The sequence below is a fragment of the uncultured Mediterranea sp. genome, from assembly GCF_902493215.1.
Taxonomy (GTDB): domain Bacteria; phylum Bacteroidota; class Bacteroidia; order Bacteroidales; family Bacteroidaceae; genus Bacteroides.
Genome location: NZ_CABUOL010000004.1, coordinates 135,404 through 155,217, shown reverse-complemented (window position 1 = coordinate 155,217; position 19,814 = coordinate 135,404). Strand labels below are relative to the sequence as shown.

Annotated in this window: 15 protein-coding genes; 7 read left to right on the top strand and 8 right to left on the bottom strand. The window is 55.7% G+C overall.

What is annotated here, in order from left to right; translation table 11 throughout:
- Positions 1-35: 35 nt before the first annotated feature.
- On the top strand, positions 36-704 hold the full coding sequence (locus RDO88_RS04075; protein WP_307758147.1) for a bifunctional 4-hydroxy-2-oxoglutarate aldolase/2-dehydro-3-deoxy-phosphogluconate aldolase: 669 nt from the start codon (positions 36-38) through the stop codon (positions 702-704).
- A gap of 503 nt (positions 705-1,207) precedes the next feature.
- On the opposite strand, the gene RDO88_RS04070 is transcribed toward RDO88_RS04075, so the two are convergent.
- Positions 1,208-2,254 (bottom strand): type I asparaginase, encoded by a 1,047-nt coding sequence (locus RDO88_RS04070; protein WP_307758146.1) that lies wholly within the window; start codon positions 2,252-2,254, stop codon positions 1,208-1,210.
- Positions 2,255-2,460: 206 nt separating this feature from the next.
- Between RDO88_RS04070 and RDO88_RS04065 the strand changes: the two genes are divergently transcribed.
- On the top strand, positions 2,461-3,033 hold the full coding sequence (locus tag RDO88_RS04065) for a DUF308 domain-containing protein (protein ID WP_307758145.1): 573 nt from the start codon (positions 2,461-2,463) through the stop codon (positions 3,031-3,033).
- 117 nt (positions 3,034-3,150) lie between these two features.
- Here the strand turns inward: RDO88_RS04065 and ald are convergent, their stop codons facing one another.
- Positions 3,151-4,257 (bottom strand): alanine dehydrogenase, encoded by a 1,107-nt coding sequence (gene ald / locus RDO88_RS04060; protein WP_307758144.1) that lies wholly within the window; start codon positions 4,255-4,257, stop codon positions 3,151-3,153.
- A 517-nt stretch (positions 4,258-4,774) separates the two neighbouring features.
- Here ald and RDO88_RS04055 point away from each other — a divergent pair.
- The 3 genes from RDO88_RS04055 (at position 4,775) to RDO88_RS04045 (ending at position 9,966) form a co-directional block, all read left to right on the top strand.
- Positions 4,775-6,445: a M23 family metallopeptidase gene (locus RDO88_RS04055; protein ID WP_307758143.1), complete on the top strand. Its 1,671-nt coding sequence runs from the start codon at positions 4,775-4,777 to the stop codon at positions 6,443-6,445.
- Between the two features lie 58 nt (positions 6,446-6,503).
- A complete protein-coding gene (locus RDO88_RS04050) occupies positions 6,504-8,147 on the top strand; it encodes a C69 family dipeptidase (protein WP_307758142.1) in 1,644 nt (547 codons plus the stop codon).
- A 79-nt stretch (positions 8,148-8,226) separates the two neighbouring features.
- Positions 8,227-9,966, top strand: a complete 1,740-nt coding sequence (locus RDO88_RS04045) for a phospho-sugar mutase (protein WP_307758141.1) — start codon at positions 8,227-8,229, stop codon at positions 9,964-9,966.
- Between the two features lie 255 nt (positions 9,967-10,221).
- Here RDO88_RS04045 and nudC read toward each other — a convergent pair whose 3' ends face one another.
- The 6 genes from nudC to cdd all read right to left on the bottom strand — a co-directional run bounded on the left by nudC (position 10,222) and on the right by cdd (position 17,154).
- Complete coding sequence (nudC, locus tag RDO88_RS04040) at positions 10,222-11,022, bottom strand: NAD(+) diphosphatase (RefSeq protein WP_307758140.1); 801 nt, start codon at positions 11,020-11,022, stop codon at positions 10,222-10,224.
- Positions 11,023-11,043: 21 nt separating this feature from the next.
- Complete coding sequence (locus RDO88_RS04035; protein ID WP_307758139.1) at positions 11,044-12,927, bottom strand: TonB-dependent receptor domain-containing protein; 1,884 nt, start codon at positions 12,925-12,927, stop codon at positions 11,044-11,046.
- Complete coding sequence (locus RDO88_RS04030; RefSeq protein WP_307758138.1) at positions 12,924-13,343, bottom strand: DUF1893 domain-containing protein; 420 nt, start codon at positions 13,341-13,343, stop codon at positions 12,924-12,926. Before RDO88_RS04030 ends, RDO88_RS04035 begins: the two co-directional genes overlap by 4 nt.
- Before the next feature lie 16 nt (positions 13,344-13,359).
- A complete protein-coding gene (locus RDO88_RS04025; protein ID WP_307758137.1) occupies positions 13,360-14,748 on the bottom strand; it encodes an aldo/keto reductase in 1,389 nt (462 codons plus the stop codon).
- A 100-nt stretch (positions 14,749-14,848) separates the two neighbouring features.
- Positions 14,849-16,333, bottom strand: a complete 1,485-nt coding sequence (locus RDO88_RS04020) for a 4Fe-4S binding protein (RefSeq protein ID WP_307758136.1) — start codon at positions 16,331-16,333, stop codon at positions 14,849-14,851.
- Between the two features lie 338 nt (positions 16,334-16,671).
- Positions 16,672-17,154, bottom strand: a complete 483-nt coding sequence (cdd, locus tag RDO88_RS04015; protein ID WP_307758135.1) for a cytidine deaminase — start codon at positions 17,152-17,154, stop codon at positions 16,672-16,674.
- 98 nt (positions 17,155-17,252) lie between these two features.
- Between cdd and RDO88_RS04010 the strand changes: the two genes are divergently transcribed.
- Together RDO88_RS04010 and RDO88_RS04005 are read left to right on the top strand one after the other, a co-directional pair.
- Positions 17,253-18,173 carry a glucosaminidase domain-containing protein gene (locus RDO88_RS04010; protein ID WP_307758134.1) on the top strand — a complete coding sequence of 307 codons (921 nt, stop codon included), beginning with the start codon at positions 17,253-17,255 and terminating at the stop codon, positions 18,171-18,173.
- Between the two features lie 322 nt (positions 18,174-18,495).
- Positions 18,496-19,746 (top strand): HlyD family efflux transporter periplasmic adaptor subunit, encoded by a 1,251-nt coding sequence (locus RDO88_RS04005; protein ID WP_307758133.1) that lies wholly within the window; start codon positions 18,496-18,498, stop codon positions 19,744-19,746.
- Positions 19,747-19,814 lie beyond the last annotated feature (68 nt).

The window sequence follows — 19,814 nt, the reverse complement described above, 5'->3', positions numbered from 1 at the left end:
TAAGTAGTGACAATAAATAATGTGACAGTATAGCAATGGCAAAATTTGATAAGATAGCCGTATTGGACAAGATAGGTTCTACCGGCATGGTGCCTGTGTTCTACCATAAAGACGCAGAAGTGGCAAAGAAAGTAGTGAAGGCTTGTTACGAAGGTGGTGTCCGTGCTTTCGAGTTTACCAACCGTGGCGATTTCGCTCACGAGGTATTTGCTGAAGTTGTGAAGTATGCAGCCAAGGAATGCCCTGAAATGGCGATGGGTGTAGGTTCGGTTGTCGATCCGGCAACGGCTGCCCTTTATATTCAGCTGGGTGCCAACTTCGTGGTTGGTCCGCTGTACAATCCCGAAATTGCCAAGGTATGCAACCGCCGTCTGGTGCCTTATACGCCGGGTTGCGGCAGTGTGTCCGAAGTTGGCTTTGCACAGGAAGCCGGTTGCGACTTGTGTAAGATTTTCCCGGGCGATGTGCTGGGACCGAAATTGGTGAAGGGCCTGTTGGCTCCCATGCCGTGGTCCAAGTTGATGGTGACAGGTGGTGTTGAGCCTACTCAGGAAAATCTGACTTCTTGGATCAAGGCTGGTGTGTTCTGTGTAGGTATGGGTTCCAAGCTCTTCCCCAAAGACAAGGTAGCTGCCGAAGATTGGGCTTATGTTACCGAGAAATGCAAGGAAGCGTTGGGCTACATTGCAGAAGCCAGAAAATAACCGGTTTTGTTGAGACAATGTGCCGGTCACGGGCCTGAACCCATGTATCGGCAGGAACGATAAATTTCATTTTGTTTAAAGGTGTTTAAAGGGGACAGCCATCGGAATACTCGGGAGATGTATTTCGGTGGCTTGTTTTTTATCCTCGGCAGTGGTTGGAATGGAGTTTGGAGGCCGGATTGTGTGAATATGTCTGACATTCTTGAAAATTATGTTATATAACAGCTTTTCTGAAGACGAAAATTTGCAGGTAGCTGAAAAAGCGCTACCTTTGCATTGTGGTTGTGAAACCGCAGAAGACATAAAACAATAAAAGTTTTTTCATAGGCTATTTTTTAAGTGTTTTTCATTAGTGTATTAGATTTAGTGTAAAGAGAAAGATTGATTTTTGGATAACGATTGACTAAAAAAGAAAAGCCATTGGGGCTTTTCTTCTGTGGACGGGCGGTTCGTGAGAACGAGCTCGTTTTTTTTATGTATATTCCAAGTATATTCCTATATCATCAGCATGTTTTGGTTATCTCGCCTGCCAGATTGGAATCCATGAGGCGGCGCACTTCCTGTTGGTTCAGACCGTGTCCCAGCAGGAACATCAGTTTGGTGACGGCACATTCGGGTGTACTGTCGTAACCGCTGATGACACCCGTCTGGAGCAGTTGCAGGCCGGTGCCGTAGCGTTGCATCTCGACTACACCCCGTTGGCACTGGGTGATGTTCACGATGACAATGCCGCGGTCGTTCGCTTCCTTGAGCTGGCGGATGAGCCATTCTTTCTGTGGAGCGTTGCCCGAACCGAAGGTCTTGAGTACGACAGCCTTGATGCCGGGCACGTGGAGCACGGAGCTGACGATGCTCTCGCGGATGCCTGGAAAGAGGGTAAGCACCACCACATTGGTGTCGAACAGATAGTGGGGCTTCATCGGCCGCGACGGGTCGGGGCGGCGGATGAGGTGTTCCTCGTAACGGATGTGGATGCCGACTTTGGCCAATGGCGGGTAGTTGAACGAGCGGAAGGCGTTGAAATTCTCTGCATTGATTTTGGTCGTACGGTTGCCGCGCATCAGCTCGTTCTCGAAGAAGATGCAGACTTCGGGCACCATGGGTGTACCGTCGGGGCGACGGGCAGAGGCTATCTCGATGGCAGTGATGAGGTTTTCCTTGCCGTCGGTGCGCAGCATGCCGATGGGCAGTTGCGAGCCGGTCAGGATGACGGGTTTCGACAGATTCTCGAGCATGAAGCTCAGGGCGCAGGCTGTATAGGCCATGGTGTCGGTGCCGTGCAGGATGACGAAGCCGTCGTAATCGTTGTAGTGGCTGCTGATGATTTTTACAATCTTGGCCCAGAGTTCCGGTTCCATGTCCGACGAGTCGATGGGCGGGTTGAACTGGTAGGTGGAGATGTGGCAGTTGAAGCGTTTCAGTTCGGGCACGTGCTTGAGCAGTTCGTCAAAGTTGAAGCTTTCCAAGGCTCCCGTTTCGGGGTTCTCAATCATACCGATGGTACCACCGGTATAAATCAATAATACTGAAGGGCAATCTGCTGTTTTCATTTCGCATTCCGTTGTTTGGGGTGAATGATAGTGCAAAGTTACGGATTTATTCAATAATAAACAATTCCTCCGATTACAGGTGAAGCATTTATGGATTGGATTTGAACAAGTTTTCGTTGCAGGTGTGGCACAAAAGGCATATCTTTGCAGGGAGGGCGAACCAATCGTCCTTGCCGGATGTTGTACACATATTATTAATGAAAGATATGAAAGGATTGAATTATTCATTGATGCGCATCATTTGCGCTTTGATTATCGGACTGCTGCTGGTCATGTTTCCCGCACAGGCCGGTGAGTATCTGGTGATTACCATCGGAGTGGTTTTTCTGGTGCCTTCGCTCGTCAGCCTGATCGGTTATCTGGTGCAGAAACCCGAACTGCGCCGACGTTTCCCTGTTGAAGGGGTGGGCAGTCTGTTGTTCGGCCTTTGGCTGGTCATCATGCCCGGTTTCTTTGCCGACCTGCTGACTTTTGTGCTGGGCTTTATCCTGATGATGGGAGGTGTCCAGCAGATGGCTTCGCTCATGGCAGCACGAAGCTGGATGAAGGTGCCCGGCGGATTTTATGTGGTGCCGTTGCTGATTCTGATAGCTGGCATCGTCACGCTGTTCAACCCCACGGGGGTACGTTCGACGGCCTTTATCATTATCGGTGCCACGTGTCTTGTCTACGCCTTGTCCGAACTGGTGAACTGGATGAAGTTCACCCGCCATCGTCCGCAACCGCAGGATGTGGAAGCCCTGAAGGACCAGGCGGAAGATGCCGAAATCCTGAATTGAGCGGAAAGACGATATAGAAACTTCAGGCACGGATTTTACGGAGGAAGGTGGAAACGCTGGTTCGAGTGTTTCCACGCATATCCGTGAAGTCCGTGCCTGATTTTTTGCCTATTGGTCTTACAGTGCAAGTTCTTCGTAGGGCAGGCCGAAGACATCGGCCACAGCCTTGTAGACCACTTTCCCGCCGGCCACGTTTACGCCGAGCGCCAGGGCGGGGTCGTCCTTGCAGGCCTTCTGCCAACCCTTGTCGGCCAAGGCTACGGTGTAGGGAAGGGTAGCGTTGGTCAGGGCCATGGTCGAGGTGAAGGGCACGGCGCCGGGAATGTTGGCCACGGCGTAGTGCACGATGCCGTCCACCACATACGTCGGCTCGCTGTGCGTGGTGGGGTGCGACGTCTCGAAGCAGCCGCCTTGGTCGATGGCTACGTCCACCAGTACCGTGCCGGGCTTCATCAGCGGAAGCATGTCGCGGGTGATGAGGTGTGGCGTCTTGTCGCCGGGGATGAGGACGGAGCCGATGACGAGGTCGACGGTGGGCAGCTCCATGCGGATGTTGTGGGCCGAAGAGTAGAGGGTCTTCACATTCTTGGGCAATACCTCGCTTAGGTAGCGCAGGCGGGCCAGGTTGATGTCCGTTATCATCACTTCGGCGCCCATGCCGGCGGCCATCTGTGCGGCGTTGCATCCCACGATGCCTCCGCCCAGTATCAGCACACGGGCTGGGCGAACGCCCGGCACGCCTCCCAGCAGCTTGCCCTTGCCTCCCTGAGGCTTCTCGAGGAAGCGGGCGCCTTCCTGTACGGACATGCGGCCGGCCACTTCGCTCATGGGGATGAGCAGGGGCAGCGAGCGGTCGGGCAACTCGACGGTTTCGTAGGCGATGCAGATGGCTCCGCTTTCTATCATGGCTTCGGTCAGGGCACGGTCGGCGGCGAAGTGGAAGTAGGTGAACACCACCTGGTTGCGGCGGATGAGTTTGTACTCGGGGGTAATGGGTTCCTTGACCTTGACAATCATCTCGGCGGCGGCATAGACTTCTTCGAGGGTGGGCAACAGTTTTGCGCCCACGTTCACGTAGTCTTCGTCGGCAAATCCGCTGTTGTTGCCGGCCGTTTGCTGTACGTACACGGTGTGTCCCCGCTTGACGAGTTCGGCTACTCCGGCCGGCGTCATGCCGACACGGTTCTCGTTGTTCTTGATTTCTTTCGGTACGCCAATAACCATAATGTAAAGTGTTAGGGGTTAAACATGTCGCAATATAGTGAAAAAGCTGACAAAGTGTTTCCTCTAGGCGTATGTTTTGCAGCATTTCCGGCTTCCTTTCTTACGTATATGGTCGCTCTTCCTCCGGCTTTCGGACGGGGTTTCTCCGTCGGAAGTTTATCCTTTCTCCGCCTGAATGTTATATCTTGCGTGCTCAGATATACATCTTGGCTGCTGAGATATACATCTGAGCACGCAAGATGTGCATCTGAGCGGCTAAGATATAGATTTCCGGCTGACTGAAGGAATGCTTTCTACGGGGGAAGGCAGGCGAAAGTGGGGAGGGAGGCTGCCGTTCCCTAGGCATCGGAAGTAAAAAGTCAGAAAACGTTGTTTTCGCCTTTTGTACTTCCCTCGGTTTGCACTATCTTTTCATAAAATAGGCTGCACCTCGGAAGTAAAAAGTCAGAAAACGTTGTTTTCGCCTTTTGTACTTCTCTCGGTTTGCACTATCTTTGTAAACCTAAAATTGCTGCTGATGGTAAAACATTATATATCCTTATTAATATGGGTCGGATGGTTGTGCGGAGCCGCTTCGCTGAAGGTGGAAGTGCCGGCCGATTCGGCTTCTTTTGTCAATCCTTTCACGCATCCCATTACGTTCAGCGGAAACTTCGGCGAGCTGCGGGCCAACCACTTCCACGGAGGGCTCGACTTCAAGACGGGAGGGGTGACGGGAAAGCCGGTGCGTGCGCTGGCCGACGGCTACATCTCGCGCATCCGTGTGACGCACGGTTCGGGCTACGTGCTCGACGTGGTCTATAACAACGGTTATACCACCATCAACCGCCACCTGGAAGCTTTTGCGGGCGACATGGCCCGGCGGGTGGAAGACCTGCAATACGAGCAGGAGAGTTGGGAGGTGGAGATTGTGCCCGAGGCGGGGGAATACCCCGTCCGCCGTGGGCAGGTCATCGCTTATAGTGGCAATACGGGCTATTCGTTCGGTCCGCATCTGCATCTGGACGTCATCGAGACGGCCACGGACGAGTATGTCGATCCGCTGCCTTTCTTTGCCGAGCAAGTGAAGGACCACACGGCGCCGAGGGCACAGGGCATCATGCTCTTCCCGCAACGCGGACGGGGCGTGGTGAACGGCAAGACGACAAGGCAGGCTTTTGCCCTGAACCAGACGGCGGGCATCACGGCCTGGGGTGAGATAGGGGCGGGCATCCGTGCCTACGACTACATGGACGGGGTGCACAACCGCTACGGCGTGCATACGGTGATTCTCGAAGTGGACGGGCAGGAAGTCTTCCGCAGTGTGGTGAACCGCTTTGCCTACGACGAGAACCGTTACATCAACTCCTGGACCTACGGGCAGTACATGAAGTCGTTCATCGACCCCGGCAACCGCCTCCGCCTGCTGCATGCCTCCAACGGCAACCGCGGACTGGTGACCATCGACGAGGAGCGGCCCTACCGCTTTGTCTATACGCTGCGCGACGCGCTGGGCAACGAGTCGAAGGTGCGCTTCACCGTGCAGGGCCGTCGGAGCGACATCCCTGCGGTGGAGCATCGTGAGAAGTATCATTTCCGTTGGGACAAGGTGAACTACCTGCAGGAACCCGGCCTCGAACTGGTGTTGCCCCGCGGTGTGCTCTACGAGGATGCTTACCTGAACTATGCCGTCCGTGCCGACAGCGGTGACATTGCTTTCACCTATCAGCTGAACGACCGTAACATATCTCTGTACAAGGCATGCAACCTTCGCATCGGATTGCGCCGCCGTCCGCTGGCCGACAGCACGAAGTACTACGTGGCCAGCATCAGTGCCAAGGGCCGCAAGTACAACATGGGCGGCCGCTACGTGGACGGTTATATGGAGGTGAAGGTGCGCGACCTGGCTACCTACACCGTCGCCATCGATACCGTTCCGCCCGTGTTGACACCTGTGGGGCAGGCCGGCTGGGGACGCTCGGGTCGCATCGTTTTCAAGGCGAAGGACGCGCAGACAGGCATTGCCTCCTATCGCGGCACCATCGACGGGAAGTATGCCCTCTTCGGCAAGCCGAACTCGGTGAAGGGAGAACTGGTGTGCCGGCTCGACCCGCGTCGGGTGAAGAAGGGGGGCAGCCACGTGCTGGTGATGAGTGTCACCGACGGTTGCGGCAACGTCACCACCCGCCAGTACCGTTTTGTGTGGTAAAAAAGATAAATGGTTAATGATTAATGGTAAATGATAAATTAATTAATAAGTATCGATTATGAAGATTAGAAAATTGACCCTTGCCGTCGTCTGCATGGCGGCAGCCGTGGCCGATGCACTGGCCTGTACCAACCTCATTGTGGGCAAGAACGTGTCGGCCGACGGTTCGACCATCATTTCCTATTCGGCCGACTCCTATTCGCTGTTCGGCGAGTTGTATCACTACCCTGCTGGCATGCACAAGAAGGGAACGATGATTAACATTTATGAGTGGGATACGGGCAAGTACCTGGGACAGATAGAGCAGGCACGCCAGACGTACAACGTGGTGGGCAACATGAACGAATTCCAGCTGACCATCGGCGAAACGACCTTCGGCGGTCGTCCTGAGCTGGTGGATACAACAGGTATCATCGACTATGGAAGTCTGATTTATCTGGGCCTGCAACGTTCGCGTACGGCACGCGAGGCCATCAAGGTGATGACCGAGCTGGTGCAGGAGTATGGCTACTACAGCAGTGGCGAGTCTTTCACCATTGCCGACCCCAATGAGGTGTGGATTATGGAAATGATAGGCAAAGGCCCTGGCGTACGTGGAGCCGTGTGGGTGGCTGTCCGTGTGCCGGACGACTGCATCTCGGCCCATGCCAACCAGAGCCGCATCCATCAGTTCGACATGAACGACAAGGAAAACTGCATGTATTCGCCCGACGTTATCTCCTTTGCCCGCGAGAAGGGCTACTTCAACGGGGTGAACAAGGACTTCAGCTTCTCCAAAGCCTATGCGCCGCTCGACTTTGGTGCACGCCGCTATTGCGAGGCCCGCGTGTGGAGCTACTTCAATATGTTTACCGACCGCGGCGAGGAGTTCTTGTCCTATATTCAGGGTACAACCGACGAGCCGATGCCCCTCTACGTGAAGCCCAACCGCAAAATCTCCGTACAGGACGTGAAGAACGCCATGCGCGACCACTACGAAGGCACGGCGCTCGACATCACGAAAGACTTCGGTGCCGGCCCTTACCACACTCCCTACCGCCTCTCGCCGCTGGAGTTTGAGGTGAACGGACAGAAATACTTCAACGAGCGTCCCATCTCCACCCAGCAGAGCGGCTTCGTCTTCGTGGCGCAGATGCGCGAGAACCTGCCCGACGCCGTGGGCGGTGTGCTGTGGTTCGGCCTGGACGATGCCAATATGACGGTGTTCACGCCCGTCTATTGCTGTGCCACCCGTGTGCCCGAGTGCTACACCCGTGTGGACGGTGCCGACTACATCACCTTCTCCTGGAAGTCTTCCTTCTGGATATACAACTGGGTGGCCAACATGGTATATCCGCGCTACGACCTGATGATGGACGACGTGCGGGCCGTGCAGACCGAAATAGAGACTACCTTCAACCAGGCACAGGAGGGTATCGAAGCCGTTGCCGTGAAACTGCTGGAAACCGATCCGGCCAAGGCCAAGGAATTCCTGACGAACTACACCGTGATGACGGCCCAAAGCACTCACGACGCCTGGAAGCGCCTCGGCGAATTCCTTATCGTGAAATACAATGACGGTGTGGTGAAGCGCGTGAAGGACGGCAAGTTCGAACGCAATGCCATCGGCCAGCCGGCAGGTGTCATCCGTCCGGGCTATCCGAAGGAGTTCCTCGAGGAATACGTGAAGCAGACCGGCGACCGATATAAAATTCCCGAATAATTTGTTTGTTCATTTTATCTGATTATCTTTGTCGGACTATAAAAAAGATAATGTTTTAACCTATAAAATAATAGAGTTTATGGAAAATCAAGATTTGATTAAAGTGGTTACCGAGAAAGCTCAGGAATGGCTGGGACCGGCTTTCGATGCCGAGACTCAGGCTGAAGTGAAGAAAATGCTTGAGAACGATGATAAGACGGAGCTGATAGAAAGCTTCTACAAGGATTTGGAATTTGGAACGGGAGGTCTGCGCGGCATCATGGGTGCCGGCAGCAACCGCATGAACATCTATACCGTGGGTGCCGCTACGCAAGGTCTGGCCAACTATCTGAACAAGTGCTTTGCCGGCCAGCCCGTTTCCGTAGTTGTGGGTCACGACTGCCGCAACAATAGCCGCAAGTTTGCCGAAATCTCGGCTGACATCTTCTCGGCCAACGGCATCAAGGTCTATCTGTTCGACGACCTGCGTCCTACGCCCGAAGTGTCTTTCGCCATCCGTCACCTGGGCTGCCAAAGCGGCATCAACATCACTGCCAGCCACAATCCGCGTGAATACAACGGCTACAAGGCCTACTGGGACGACGGCGCACAGGTACTGGCTCCGCACGACACCGCCATCATCGACGAGGTGAACAAGGTGAAGGTGGCCGACATCAAGTTCAACGGCAACAAGGAACTCATCCAGATTATCGGTGAGGATGTGGACAAGGCATATCTGGAGAAGGTACACTCCATCTCCATCGACCCCGCAGTCATCAAGCGTCAGAAGGACCTGAACATCGTTTACACGCCGCTTCACGGTGCCGGACGTACGTTGATTCCTGCCTCTCTGAAGGTATGGGGGTTCGAGAACGTACATTGCGTGGAGTCACAGATGGTGAAGGACGGTAACTTCCCGACGGTGGTTTCGCCCAATCCCGAGAATGCCGAGGCACTGACACTGGCCATCAAGCTGGCCAAGGAAATCAATGCCGACATTGTAATGGCCAGCGACCCCGATGCCGACCGTGTAGGTATGGCCTGCAAGGACGACAAGGGCGAGTGGGTACTCATCAACGGCAACCAGACCTGTCTGCTCTTCCTTTACTATATCATCAAGAACCGTCTGGCTACGGGCAAGATGCAGCCGGGCGACTTTATCGTGAAGACCATCGTGACGACTGAGCTTATCAAGGCTGTGGCCGACAAGAACAAGGTCGAGATGCTCGACTGCTACACGGGCTTCAAGTGGATTGCCCGCGAAATCCGTCTGCGCGAAGGCAAGCAGCAGTACATCGGCGGTGGTGAAGAGAGCTACGGCTTCCTGGCCGAAGACTTCGTGCGCGACAAGGATGCAGTTTCGGCCTGCTCGCTGCTGGCTGAAATCTGTGCCTGGGCCAAGGATCAGGGTAAGACACTCTACGACGTGCTGATGGATATCTACGTAGAATACGGTTTCTCGAAAGAAACTACCGTCAACGTGGTGAAGCCGGGCAAGAGCGGTGCCGAAGAAATCAAGGCCATGATGGACAACTTCCGCGCCAACCCGCCGAAGGAAATCGGTGGCTCGAAGGTATGCGTGGTGAAGGACTACAAGACGCTGGAGATGACCGGTGCCGACGGCAAGGTGAGCAAGCTCGACATGCCCGAACCTTCGAACGTACTCCAGTATTTCACAGAAGACGGTACGAAGATTTCTGTCCGCCCCTCGGGTACGGAACCGAAGATCAAGTTCTACATCGAGGTGAAGGGCCAGATGGGATGTCCCAAGTGCTACGCCGGTGCCAATGCCGATGCTGAAGAAAAGGTGAAGGCAGTGCGTGCGTCGCTGGGTATCTGACCTGCGGCCTGCGTTACGGCTAATTGACCGTTCCCCCTTTCCGTATGCTTCCCTTTTGTAGGGAAGAGCGGAAAGGGGGAACGTTTTTTATATCCCTGCTTGTGCAGTAATTGCCGCCTGCTTGTGCAGTAATTGCCGCCTGCCTGTGCAGTAATTGCCGCCTGCCTGTGTAGCAATTGCCGCCTGCTCGGGTAGTAATCGCTACCTGCCTGTGTGGCAATTACTACCTGCCCCGTCGGCGTACGAAGAAATCTTTCAGGACTTGTCGCGCCCTTCGAGCCAGGCGTCGATGAGACGGCGGGCGATGCTCAGCTTGCGCGGCAATTCGGGCAGGTTGTTGCGGTGGTAGAAGGCGCCGGCCGTAAGCTCGTCCTCCTGCAGCTTGATGGTGCCACTTTCGTAATCGGCGAAGAAACCTACCATCAGGCCGCTGGGATAGGGCCAGGGCTGACTGTCGAAGTAGGTGATGTTTCGGATGGTGAGCCCCGTTTCTTCCATTACCTCACGGCGGACGCATTGCTCCAGCGTCTCGCCCGCCTCGAGGAAGCCCGCCACAAGTCCGTAGAAGGTACCGCGGAAGTTTCGGGCGTGCACCATCAGTATCTCGTCGCCGCGGCGCACCAGCACGATGATGGCGGTGGAGATGGGCGGATAGAGCTCGTTGCCGCAGCGGGGGCACTTCTTCATGATGTCGGTCTGCTGCTCGGTGGGTGTGCCGCAGACGGAGCAGTAGCGGCTGTGCCGGTCCCAGTAGAGTATCTGGTAGGCCTTGCCGGCTGCCTTGTAGTCCGAAAGGGGCAGATGGTCGAACGAGGCACGCAGGCCTGTCATCATCCATTCGGAGGTTTCGGCTACGGGATAGTCGATGGCAAATGCATAGACCTGTTCCCCGGTAGGCAGGGTGACGCGGTGTACCGTTTGCTCTGCAGCGGGGGCCACGGGCAGCTGTTCGCCTGTGGGCAGGGTGCAGGTGCCGTCGGGGTGTTTCTGTATCAGCAGCTGGTCGTTGTAGAAGATGCACCGGCGGGCGGTGCGGTCGCATTCCTGTTCGTTCATCGTTTCAGCAGTTAGGTAGGGTCAAAAGTTTACGTGTACACCTCCCATGAAGGTGGCCTTCGGCATGGGGTAGCCCGCGTTGATCTCGTAGCGCTGTGCCAGCAGGTTCTCGACTTTCACGAAGAGGCTTGCAAAGTTACACAGACGGTAGCCGATATTCAAGTTCCAAAGCACAAAAGTTTCCTGCTTTTCCTGTCCCTGCGTCACGGAGGTGTAGAGGCCGCGGACGTACTGCACGCCGCTCGAGGCTGTCCACCGTCCCTGATGGTAGTTGGCACCAACGTACAGTTTGTGTTCGGGGGCAGCCAGCACGGGATGTTCCATGTGCAGCCAGCTGTAGTTGGCGTTGGCCTGCCAGCGGGCGTTGAACCGGTAGGACACGGTGGCCTCCGTACCCCAGTTCTCAATGTGTCCCGTGTTCACGTTCTTGCGCTGGGCGGGGTCTACCTGTATGATGTTTTTCCCGTCGATGTAGTAGAGGTTGAGGCCGTAAGCCAGTGCGCCGTCGCAGAGACGTTGCGTGTAGGCCAGCTCGTAGCTGACGAGGCTCTCGGGCTGCAGGTCGGGATTCTTGGAGAACATGAACAGCTCGCGGATGGTAGGGTTACGGAAGCCTTTGCCTACCATGGCCTTCAACTCGGCCTGCCGGGGCAGGTGGAAGGCCAGTCCGCCCTGGGGTATCCACTCCGTGCCCGTGTGTGAGTGATGGTCTACACGCAGTCCGGCGTCAACCGACAACCATCGGCCGATGTTCTGCCGGAAATCCACGTATCCGGCCACTTCGTCCAGCTGCTTGTCCACCTGCGGTTGCTTTTCGCCCGTGGCCAGTACCTTGTACCACGACTCGCCGCCGAAGTGCTGGTAGTCTATGCCGGCGGTGATGCGGTTGCCTTTGAACAGCGTGGCGCTCTGATACCACGACAGGCCCATCATGCGGTCCTTGGAGTTGAAGTGCGATGTCTGCGGCTCTTCGCCCGGATGGTATCCGTCGTTGATGCGGTGGCGTCCCCAGTTGTAGAAGAAACTCAGTGCGCCCGAGGTGCGGCGGTAGTGGTTTTCGAGGGCGGCCGAAGCCATGCCGCGGGTGATGCGCGAGTCGTTGTCGATGTAGGGCGCCGCGGTGGTGCCGGGGTTGGAGGCATTGAAGTGGGTTACGTTGACATCGCCCCACAGCTTCCACCGGTCACTGAAGTCATAGCCCAGTTTGGCATAGCCGCCATACTGCTCGAAGTCCATATCCGGCCGGTGTCCGTCGCTGCGGTTGTACGAACCGGTGGTGATGCTGCTGAAGCGTCCGCGCTTCAGGCGGTTGGTTACCTCGGTTTGCAGGGTGTTGTAGGAACCGTATGCGGCCTGTACGTCGGTCTTCGAGCCTTCTTCCTCCATCTGCCGCGTGACGATGTTGATGACGCCGCCCATGGCGTTCGAGCCGTAGAGTACCGAGGCCGGTCCGCGCAGCACCTCCACGCGTTCGGCCATCATTGTCTGGTAGGCATCGGCTATGGGATGCCCCATCAGTCCCATGTACTGCGGATGCCCGTCGATGAGCACCAGCAGTCCGGCCGTGGGGCTTCCGCCGATGCCTCGTAGGCTCATGCCTCCGGCAGCGCCGGTGGACACGCCGTAGCCCATGATGCCGCGGCTGGTGGTGAAGAAACCGGGCACCTGCTCGGTCAGTGTGGGCAGTACGGAGGGCTGGTAGTTGCTTTCCAACTGCTTCCGGCCCACGACGGAGATGGTCATGGGCAGGTGGCGGATGTCGGTCTTGTTGCGGGTGCCGGTTACTACCACTTCGTCGATGGTCAGGTTACGGTCAATGCGTGTGGTGTCCTGCTGTCCCTGGACGGCAGGCGATGTCAGTAGCAGGAGGGCCAGCAGGCTTCCTGTCAGGTTCCGTTCTTTCATGCTTTTTTTCTTAAGTTGGCAATAAATTTTTCGATAACTGGGAAAATTTCTTTGGCCGAGTGGAGGTCGCGGCTGGCCTGTTCCAGCGGGCACCAGCCCGTACGGTCGCGGTTGATGATGTGGTCCACTACCTCGTCGCAGGTCACCATGACCCCTGCCTCTTGCAGCAGCTGGAGAGCCGGCCGGCTGATGGTGCGTGTGTAGACTTCGCGCACGCCGCCCAGCACCATGAGTGAGGCAGCCGCCTTGCCGATGACCTTGTCGGCTACGGATGCGCCGTACAGGAATTCGGGCTCCTGTACCAGCAGGTCATAAAGGTCGGCCACACCCCGCTGTGTGAACGTACGGATGCGGTCACCATTGGCTATCACGCAGGAGTATCCTCCTGCGTGAAGCATGTCTATGAGTTCTTTCATTCTTTGTCTTTTCGGATTACAGCGTTTCTTGTTTCAACTGCTCCACATAGCGGTCGATGCGGTGCAGTTCTTCGGGAATGTCAATGCTTTGTGGGCAGTGGGACACGCATTGGCCGCAGCCGATGCAGTGGCTGGCCTGGCGCAGGCGGGGTACACTGCGGTCGTACCCGATGAGGAAGGCCCGGCGTGCTTCGCGGTAGTTGGCGTGCTCCTGCGAAGTGGGCAGATTGCCCTCGTTCACACATTTATTATAATGTATCAGTACGGCAGGAATGTCGATGCCGTAGGGGCAGGGCATGCAGTACTTGCAGTCGTTGCAGGGGATGGTGGGGTACTGCTTCATCAGGTCGGCCGTCTGCTGCAGGAATTCCAGGTCGTCGTCCGTCAGGGGTACCAGCGGCGAATAGGTGCGCAGGTTGTCCTGCAGATGTTCCATGTAGGTCATGCCGCTCAGCACCGTCAGTACGTCGGGGAACGTGCCTGCAAAGCGGAAAGCCCATGAGGCTACGCTCGCTTCGGGGCCGCGTTGCTTGAGTCTTGCAATCAAGTGTTCGGGCAGCTTGGACAAACGTCCGCCCAGCAGCGGTTCCATGATGATGGCCGGTATGTGGCGTTTTTCCAGTTCGGCGTAGAGGTAGTCGGCGTTGACGTTGCGTCCCGAGGCGTATTTCCAGTCTACATAGTTCAGCTGAATCTGTACGAAGTCCCAGTGCACCTGGTCGTGCATGGCCAGTACCTCGTCGAACACATCCTTGGTACCGTGGAAAGAGAAGCCCAGGTTACGGATACGGCCGGCCTCGCGTTCCTTCATCAGGAAGTCTATCATGCCATTCTCAATGTAACGGGCGCGGAAGGTCTCGATGCCACCGTTGCCGATGGAGTGCAGCAGGTAATAGTCGATGTAGTCTACCTGCAGCTCCGAGAACGAACGGTTGTACATGGCGATGGAGTTCTCGCGCGTATAGTTGGAAAAATTGGACAGCTTGGTAGCCACGAAGAACTTCTCGCGCGGATGGCGCTTCAAGGCGATGCCTGTTGACCGTTCCGACCAACCCTGTACGTAAACAGGTGACGTATCGTAGTAGTTTACACCGTGGGCCATGGCATAGTCTATCAGTTCGTTCACGGCATCCTGGTCAATGACGTTGCCGCCCTTTTCGGGAGCGGGCAGGGTGGGCCAGCGCATGCAGCCGTAGCCCAGCAGCGATACTTTCTCTTTAGTTTTCGGGTTTTCGCGCAGGGTCATCTTGTCGGTGGGGATTTCTCCTTCGGCCTGCAGGGAGGAGGAAGCGGAGTCCTTCGGTCCACATCCGGCTAATACCGCGGTTGTGGTGGCCGTACTGATACCTACAATCTTCAGGAACTCGCGGCGGGACATATCGTTGGAATGATTCTGGTCGTTCATAAAATACGAAGTTAGAGAAGTTAAGAAGTTATAGAAGTTAAAGGCGAGGTAAGGAGGGCAACCGATGCCCTGCTCACCACTCACCGTTTACCGTTCACCGCTAAATAATCCGGTGCCGTTCGTGTCCTTCCACATAAATGGCGCTGAAGGGACGGGCCGGGCAAAGGTTCTCGCAGGCACCGCAACCGATGCAGCGTTCCGTGTCGATGGCCGGGAACTTGAGCGAATCGGGATTGTTGGGGTCCGACGGCACCATGGTGATGGCTCCCGTGGGGCAATGGCGTGCGCAGTTGCCGCATTCCACCTTGTCGGTCTTCACCACGCAGTTGCGCTTGATCCATACGGCGTGCCCTATCTGGATGGACGACTTGTCGGCCACGGTGATGGGCTTGATGGCTCCCGCAGGGCAGACTTCCGAACACTTGGTACACTCGGGGCGACAGTAGCCGCGTTCGTACGAAGAGAAAGGTTGCATCAGCGTCATCAGGCCGGTAGAGGGACGCAGTACCTCGTTGGGGCATACCGACACGCAGAGCTGGCAGGCCGTGCAGTGTTGGGCGAAGTGACGGGCACTTTGGGCTCCCGGCGGCAGGATGGGTGTCTTGCGGCGGGGTATCTTCTTGTCTTCGATGGTAGCCAGTCCGCCGTCCACCTTCATCTCCTGGGCCTTCAGTACGGCAGCCGAGGCCGCCAGTGCCGTTGAGGCCAGGAAGGCGCGGCGCGAACTGCCTCCTTCGTCCTTCTTTCCGGTTGCTTCAGTCTTTGTTTGGGTCGGATGGGCATAGTGCAGGGCCTGGTGTTTGCACTTGTCCAGACAGTCCATGCAAGCCACGCAGCGGCTGTAGTCTATGCGGTGGTTCTTGACGTCGATGCACGAAGCTTTGCAGTTGCGTGCACAGAGGTTGCAGTTGACGCACTTGTCAGTATCGATGACCGGCTTCAGGTAGGCATATTTCGACAGGAAGCCCAGTACGGTACCTACGGGGCAGATGGTGTTGCAATAAGTACGTCCGCCTCGCCAGGCCAGTACAATGAGTACCACCAGCGTGACGGCGGCAATGACGAACGTGGGCAGACTCTTCAGCCAGACGGTGGTGTCGTAGAAGGCATAGCTGTCAGCCCGTTCGGCCAGATAGGCCAGCAGGTTGTTTCCCCACTGGTAGACAGGGGCGAATAGGTTGCCTGCGATGCGTCCGTACGAACTGTAGGGTGCCAGCAGGGCGACAAACGAATGTATGCCTGCCACCAGTGCGATGACGAACACGCCCAGCACACCATAACGCAGCCACGACAGGGCGGGCGAATGGCGGTAGCGGTTCTTCTTGCTCTTTTTCGCGAACCAGGCTACAATGTCCTGGAAGACGCCCAACGGGCAGATGACCGAACAATAGACACGGCCCAGCAGCAGGGTGAGAATCACCAAGGCCAGTACCACTCCCACGTTCAGTGCCAGCAGGGCAGGGAGGAATTGGATCTTGGCCATCCAGCCGAACCACGTGTGCAGTGTCCCCGTGAAGTCGAGGAACAATAGGGTAATCAGCGTAAAGAATACGATGGCCAGAGTCAGTCTGATTTTACGTAACATAATAAAGTGTCTGTTTTTAGTAAGGTAAAATTGTCGTGTATCATTTTTCGAGTGATACGCTGCAAAAATAAGAAAAAAATAGAGAAACGGAGATACCAGAATTACGGTTATTTGTGCACATCCGTTTTTTTCTGGCAAAACGTCGGCCGGCAGTCGTGTGATGGAAGTGTGGAATGAGGTTCTGACGAAGCACTTCGTGAGGGTCCGACGAAGTGCTTCGTCAGGTGGTCATGCAGTGCTTCCTTAGGGGGTAACGAAGCACTGCATGAGAAGGTCACGAAGTGCTTCGTTACGACGGGTGGATGCAACGGCATCCGGAGGAAGGCTCAGAAAGCCTGTCATTGCATGGACGAGGCATCGAACGACAGGGGAAGCAGGTCGCCTACTTTCTTCACTTCGTAGATTCCCCGGCGTCCGTAGAGCAGGATGCGCATGGGTTGCCGGTATCTGGCCTCTGTCTCGAGCATTACCTGACGGCAGGCGCCACACGGCGGAATGGGGTCGTCCAGAAATTCACCCTGCTCGTTTCGGGCAGCGATGGCCAGTGTCACCACAGCCTGGTCGGGATAGCGCGAGTTGGCATAGAACAGGGTGGTACGTTCGGCACAGAGGCCCGACGGATAGGCGGCATTTTCCTGGTTGCTGCCACAGACCATAGTCCCGTCCGCCAGACGGGCGGCGGCTCCTACCGAGAAATGGGAGTAGGGGGCATAGCTGCGATGTGTGGCCTCGCGGGCGGCGTCTATCAGTTCGCGGTCGGCAGCAGTGAGTTCTTCGTATGGATAAATGCGGATGTCGATGTGTATATTCAGTTCTTTCATGGGGAGAGGGTTTATGTAATTAATGTTACAAAGATAGGAAAGTGATTGGAAATATCAATTCTTTTGCAGATTTTTGTGCCCGAATCAATGACAACGACATGAAATATATGTTCCGACTGTTGGCCCTTACGGCTCTTCTCGTTTTGCTTCTGCCTGTCCAGGCACAACGCAGAAACTCCCGTTACAACGAATATATCAAGCAATATGCTCCCATTGCGGTAGAGCAGATGAAGTTGCATAAGATACCGGCCAGCATTACGCTGGCTCAGGGACTTCTCGAGAGCGGGGCGGGGCAGAGTGTGCTGGCCCGCAAGAGCAACAACCATTTTGGCATCAAGTGTCATAGCAATTGGCGCGGCCGTCGGGTGTATCACGACGACGATGCCCGGGGTGAATGCTTCCGTGCCTATCGCAATGTACGCGATTCCTACGAAGACCATTCCAAGTTCCTGACCAGCGGCGCACGCTATGCCTTCCTCTTCAAACTGAAGATTACCGATTACAAGGGCTGGGCCCGCGGACTGAAGAAGGCCGGATATGCCACCGATCCCTCGTATGCCAACCGACTGATAACGATTATCGAGGACTACGAACTGTATAAGTACGACAATCAGGGAATGGGCCGTCGTGAAGCCCGCAAGTGGGAGAAGGAAATCAAGAAGAAACCTTGGCTGCTCAATCCCCATCAGGTGTATATCGCCAATGGCTTGGCTTATGTGGTGGCCCGTGACGGCGACAGCTTCGAACTGTTGGGCGGTGAGTTCGACATCAGCTGGAAGAAGCTGGTCGACTATAACGACCTGCACCGTGAGTATACCCTCGAGGCGGGCGACATCATCTATCTGAAGAAGAAGAACAAGAAGGCACAGAAGCCTTATACCGTCCACATTGTGCGCGACGGCGACTCTATGCACAGCATTTCCCAGAAGTATGGTATCCGTCTGAAGTATCTCTACAAGATGAACCGCAAGGACGGCGAATATGTTCCCGAAGTGGGCGACCGTCTGCGGCTGCGGTAATCTGCCAGATTCTTTCTTTTCAGCTTCGGCTGGATTTTCCTGTTGATATTTTTCCCCTGTTTGCCATTCACGGGTGAGCAGGGGAATCTTTTTTTTACGGCTGGATGTGATTGCTGTCAACTATCCGAAAATGTACACACTGTCCGATATCGGACACTTCTGATTTTACTCTTTCCATTGATTATGAATGGTTTGCATTTTTGGCACGGATTTCGCATATAGATAAGGTGAAGTTTGTCCGGGTGTTCGTTTTCAGAGCAATGATACGAAGGCACCGGCAGACCGGTGAAGCAAGGAAAATATAAACATTAAGAACAGATATATGGATAGAGAAATTCCGAAAGAAGTGCGCCGCAAGGAGCGCAACAAGAAGTGGATCCGCTACGGCATCGTGGCCGCTTCGGGTATTGTGGTCATCAGTGTCCTCATCTCGCTGATGCGGACGGGAGTCAAGGAGAAGGACCTTGTCTTCTCGCAGGTAGACCAGGGGACCATCGAGGTCAGCGTCAGTGCCTCGGGCAAGGTGGTGCCGGCATTCGAGGAAATCATCAATTCGCCCATCAATACCCGCATCCTCGAAGTATACAGGAAGGGTGGCGACAGTGTGGATGTGGGTACCCCCATCCTGAAACTCGACCTGCAGAGCGCCGAGACCGAGTACAAGAAACAGCTCGACGAGGAACAGATGCGTACCTACAAACTGCAGCAGCTGCAGGTGAACAACGAAACCAAGCTGAAAGACCTGGCCATGCAGATCAAGGTGTCCGAGATGAAGCTGAACCGCATGAAGGTGGAGCTGCGCAACGAGCAGTATCTGGACAGCCTCGGTTCGGGTACTACCGACAAGGTGCGTCAGGCCGAACTGAGTGTCAACGTGGCCCAGCTGGAACTGGAACAGCTCCGCCAGCAGTACGAGAACGAGCAGGAGGTGCTGGCTGCCGAATACAAGGTGCAGGAACTCGACCTGAGCATCTTCCGCAAGAGCCTGGCCGAAACCAAGCGTACGCTGGACGACGCACAGGTGCGTTCGCCCCGCAAGGCCATCCTTACCTATATCAATAACCAGATTGGTGCGCAGGTAGGCGAGGGCACGCAGATTGCCGTCATCTCCGACCTGAGCCACTTCAAGGTGGAGGGCGAGATAGCCGATACCTACGGCGACCGTGTGGCAGCCGGCGGGCGCGCCATCGTGAAGATTGGCAGCGAGAAGCTGGAAGGGCAGGTGAGCAGTGTCACCCCGCTTTCGAAGAACGGTGTCATCTCTTTTACCGTGCAGCTGGAGGACGACAGTAACCGCCGCCTGCGTTCGGGCCTGAAGACCGATGTCTACGTGATGAACGCCGTGAAGGAAGACGTGATGCGCGTGGCCAACGCTTCGTACTATGTGGGCCGTGGCGAGTACGACCTCTTTGTACGCGACGGTGAAGGTCAGCTCGTGAAGCGCAAGGTACAGCTGGGCGACTCCAACTTCGAGTACGTCGAGGTGATTTCGGGCCTCAAACCGGGCGACCAGGTGGTGGTGAGCGACATGAGCCAGTATAAGAACAAGAACAAGCTGAAACTGAAGAAATAAGAAACGCTCACCACAGAGTACACAGAGTTTCACAGAGGAAATATGTGTATGTTGCACCACGGATTACA

Coding starts and splice junctions, on each gene's coding strand:
- RDO88_RS04075 (WP_307758147.1), top strand. CDS start 36: ATGGCAAAATTTGATAAGATAGCCGTATTGGACAAGATAGGTTCTACC.
- RDO88_RS04070 (WP_307758146.1), bottom strand. CDS start 2,254: ATGAAAACAGCAGATTGCCCTTCAGTATTATTGATTTATACCGGTGGT.
- RDO88_RS04065 (WP_307758145.1), top strand. CDS start 2,461: ATGAAAGGATTGAATTATTCATTGATGCGCATCATTTGCGCTTTGATT.
- ald (WP_307758144.1), bottom strand. CDS start 4,257: ATGGTTATTGGCGTACCGAAAGAAATCAAGAACAACGAGAACCGTGTC.
- RDO88_RS04055 (WP_307758143.1), top strand. CDS start 4,775: ATGGTAAAACATTATATATCCTTATTAATATGGGTCGGATGGTTGTGC.
- RDO88_RS04050 (WP_307758142.1), top strand. CDS start 6,504: ATGAAGATTAGAAAATTGACCCTTGCCGTCGTCTGCATGGCGGCAGCC.
- RDO88_RS04045 (WP_307758141.1), top strand. CDS start 8,227: ATGGAAAATCAAGATTTGATTAAAGTGGTTACCGAGAAAGCTCAGGAA.
- nudC (WP_307758140.1), bottom strand. CDS start 11,022: ATGAACGAACAGGAATGCGACCGCACCGCCCGCCGGTGCATCTTCTAC.
- RDO88_RS04035 (WP_307758139.1), bottom strand. CDS start 12,927: ATGAAAGAACGGAACCTGACAGGAAGCCTGCTGGCCCTCCTGCTACTG.
- RDO88_RS04030 (WP_307758138.1), bottom strand. CDS start 13,343: ATGAAAGAACTCATAGACATGCTTCACGCAGGAGGATACTCCTGCGTG.
- RDO88_RS04025 (WP_307758137.1), bottom strand. CDS start 14,748: ATGAACGACCAGAATCATTCCAACGATATGTCCCGCCGCGAGTTCCTG.
- RDO88_RS04020 (WP_307758136.1), bottom strand. CDS start 16,333: ATGTTACGTAAAATCAGACTGACTCTGGCCATCGTATTCTTTACGCTG.
- cdd (WP_307758135.1), bottom strand. CDS start 17,154: ATGAAAGAACTGAATATACACATCGACATCCGCATTTATCCATACGAA.
- RDO88_RS04010 (WP_307758134.1), top strand. CDS start 17,253: ATGAAATATATGTTCCGACTGTTGGCCCTTACGGCTCTTCTCGTTTTG.
- RDO88_RS04005 (WP_307758133.1), top strand. CDS start 18,496: ATGGATAGAGAAATTCCGAAAGAAGTGCGCCGCAAGGAGCGCAACAAG.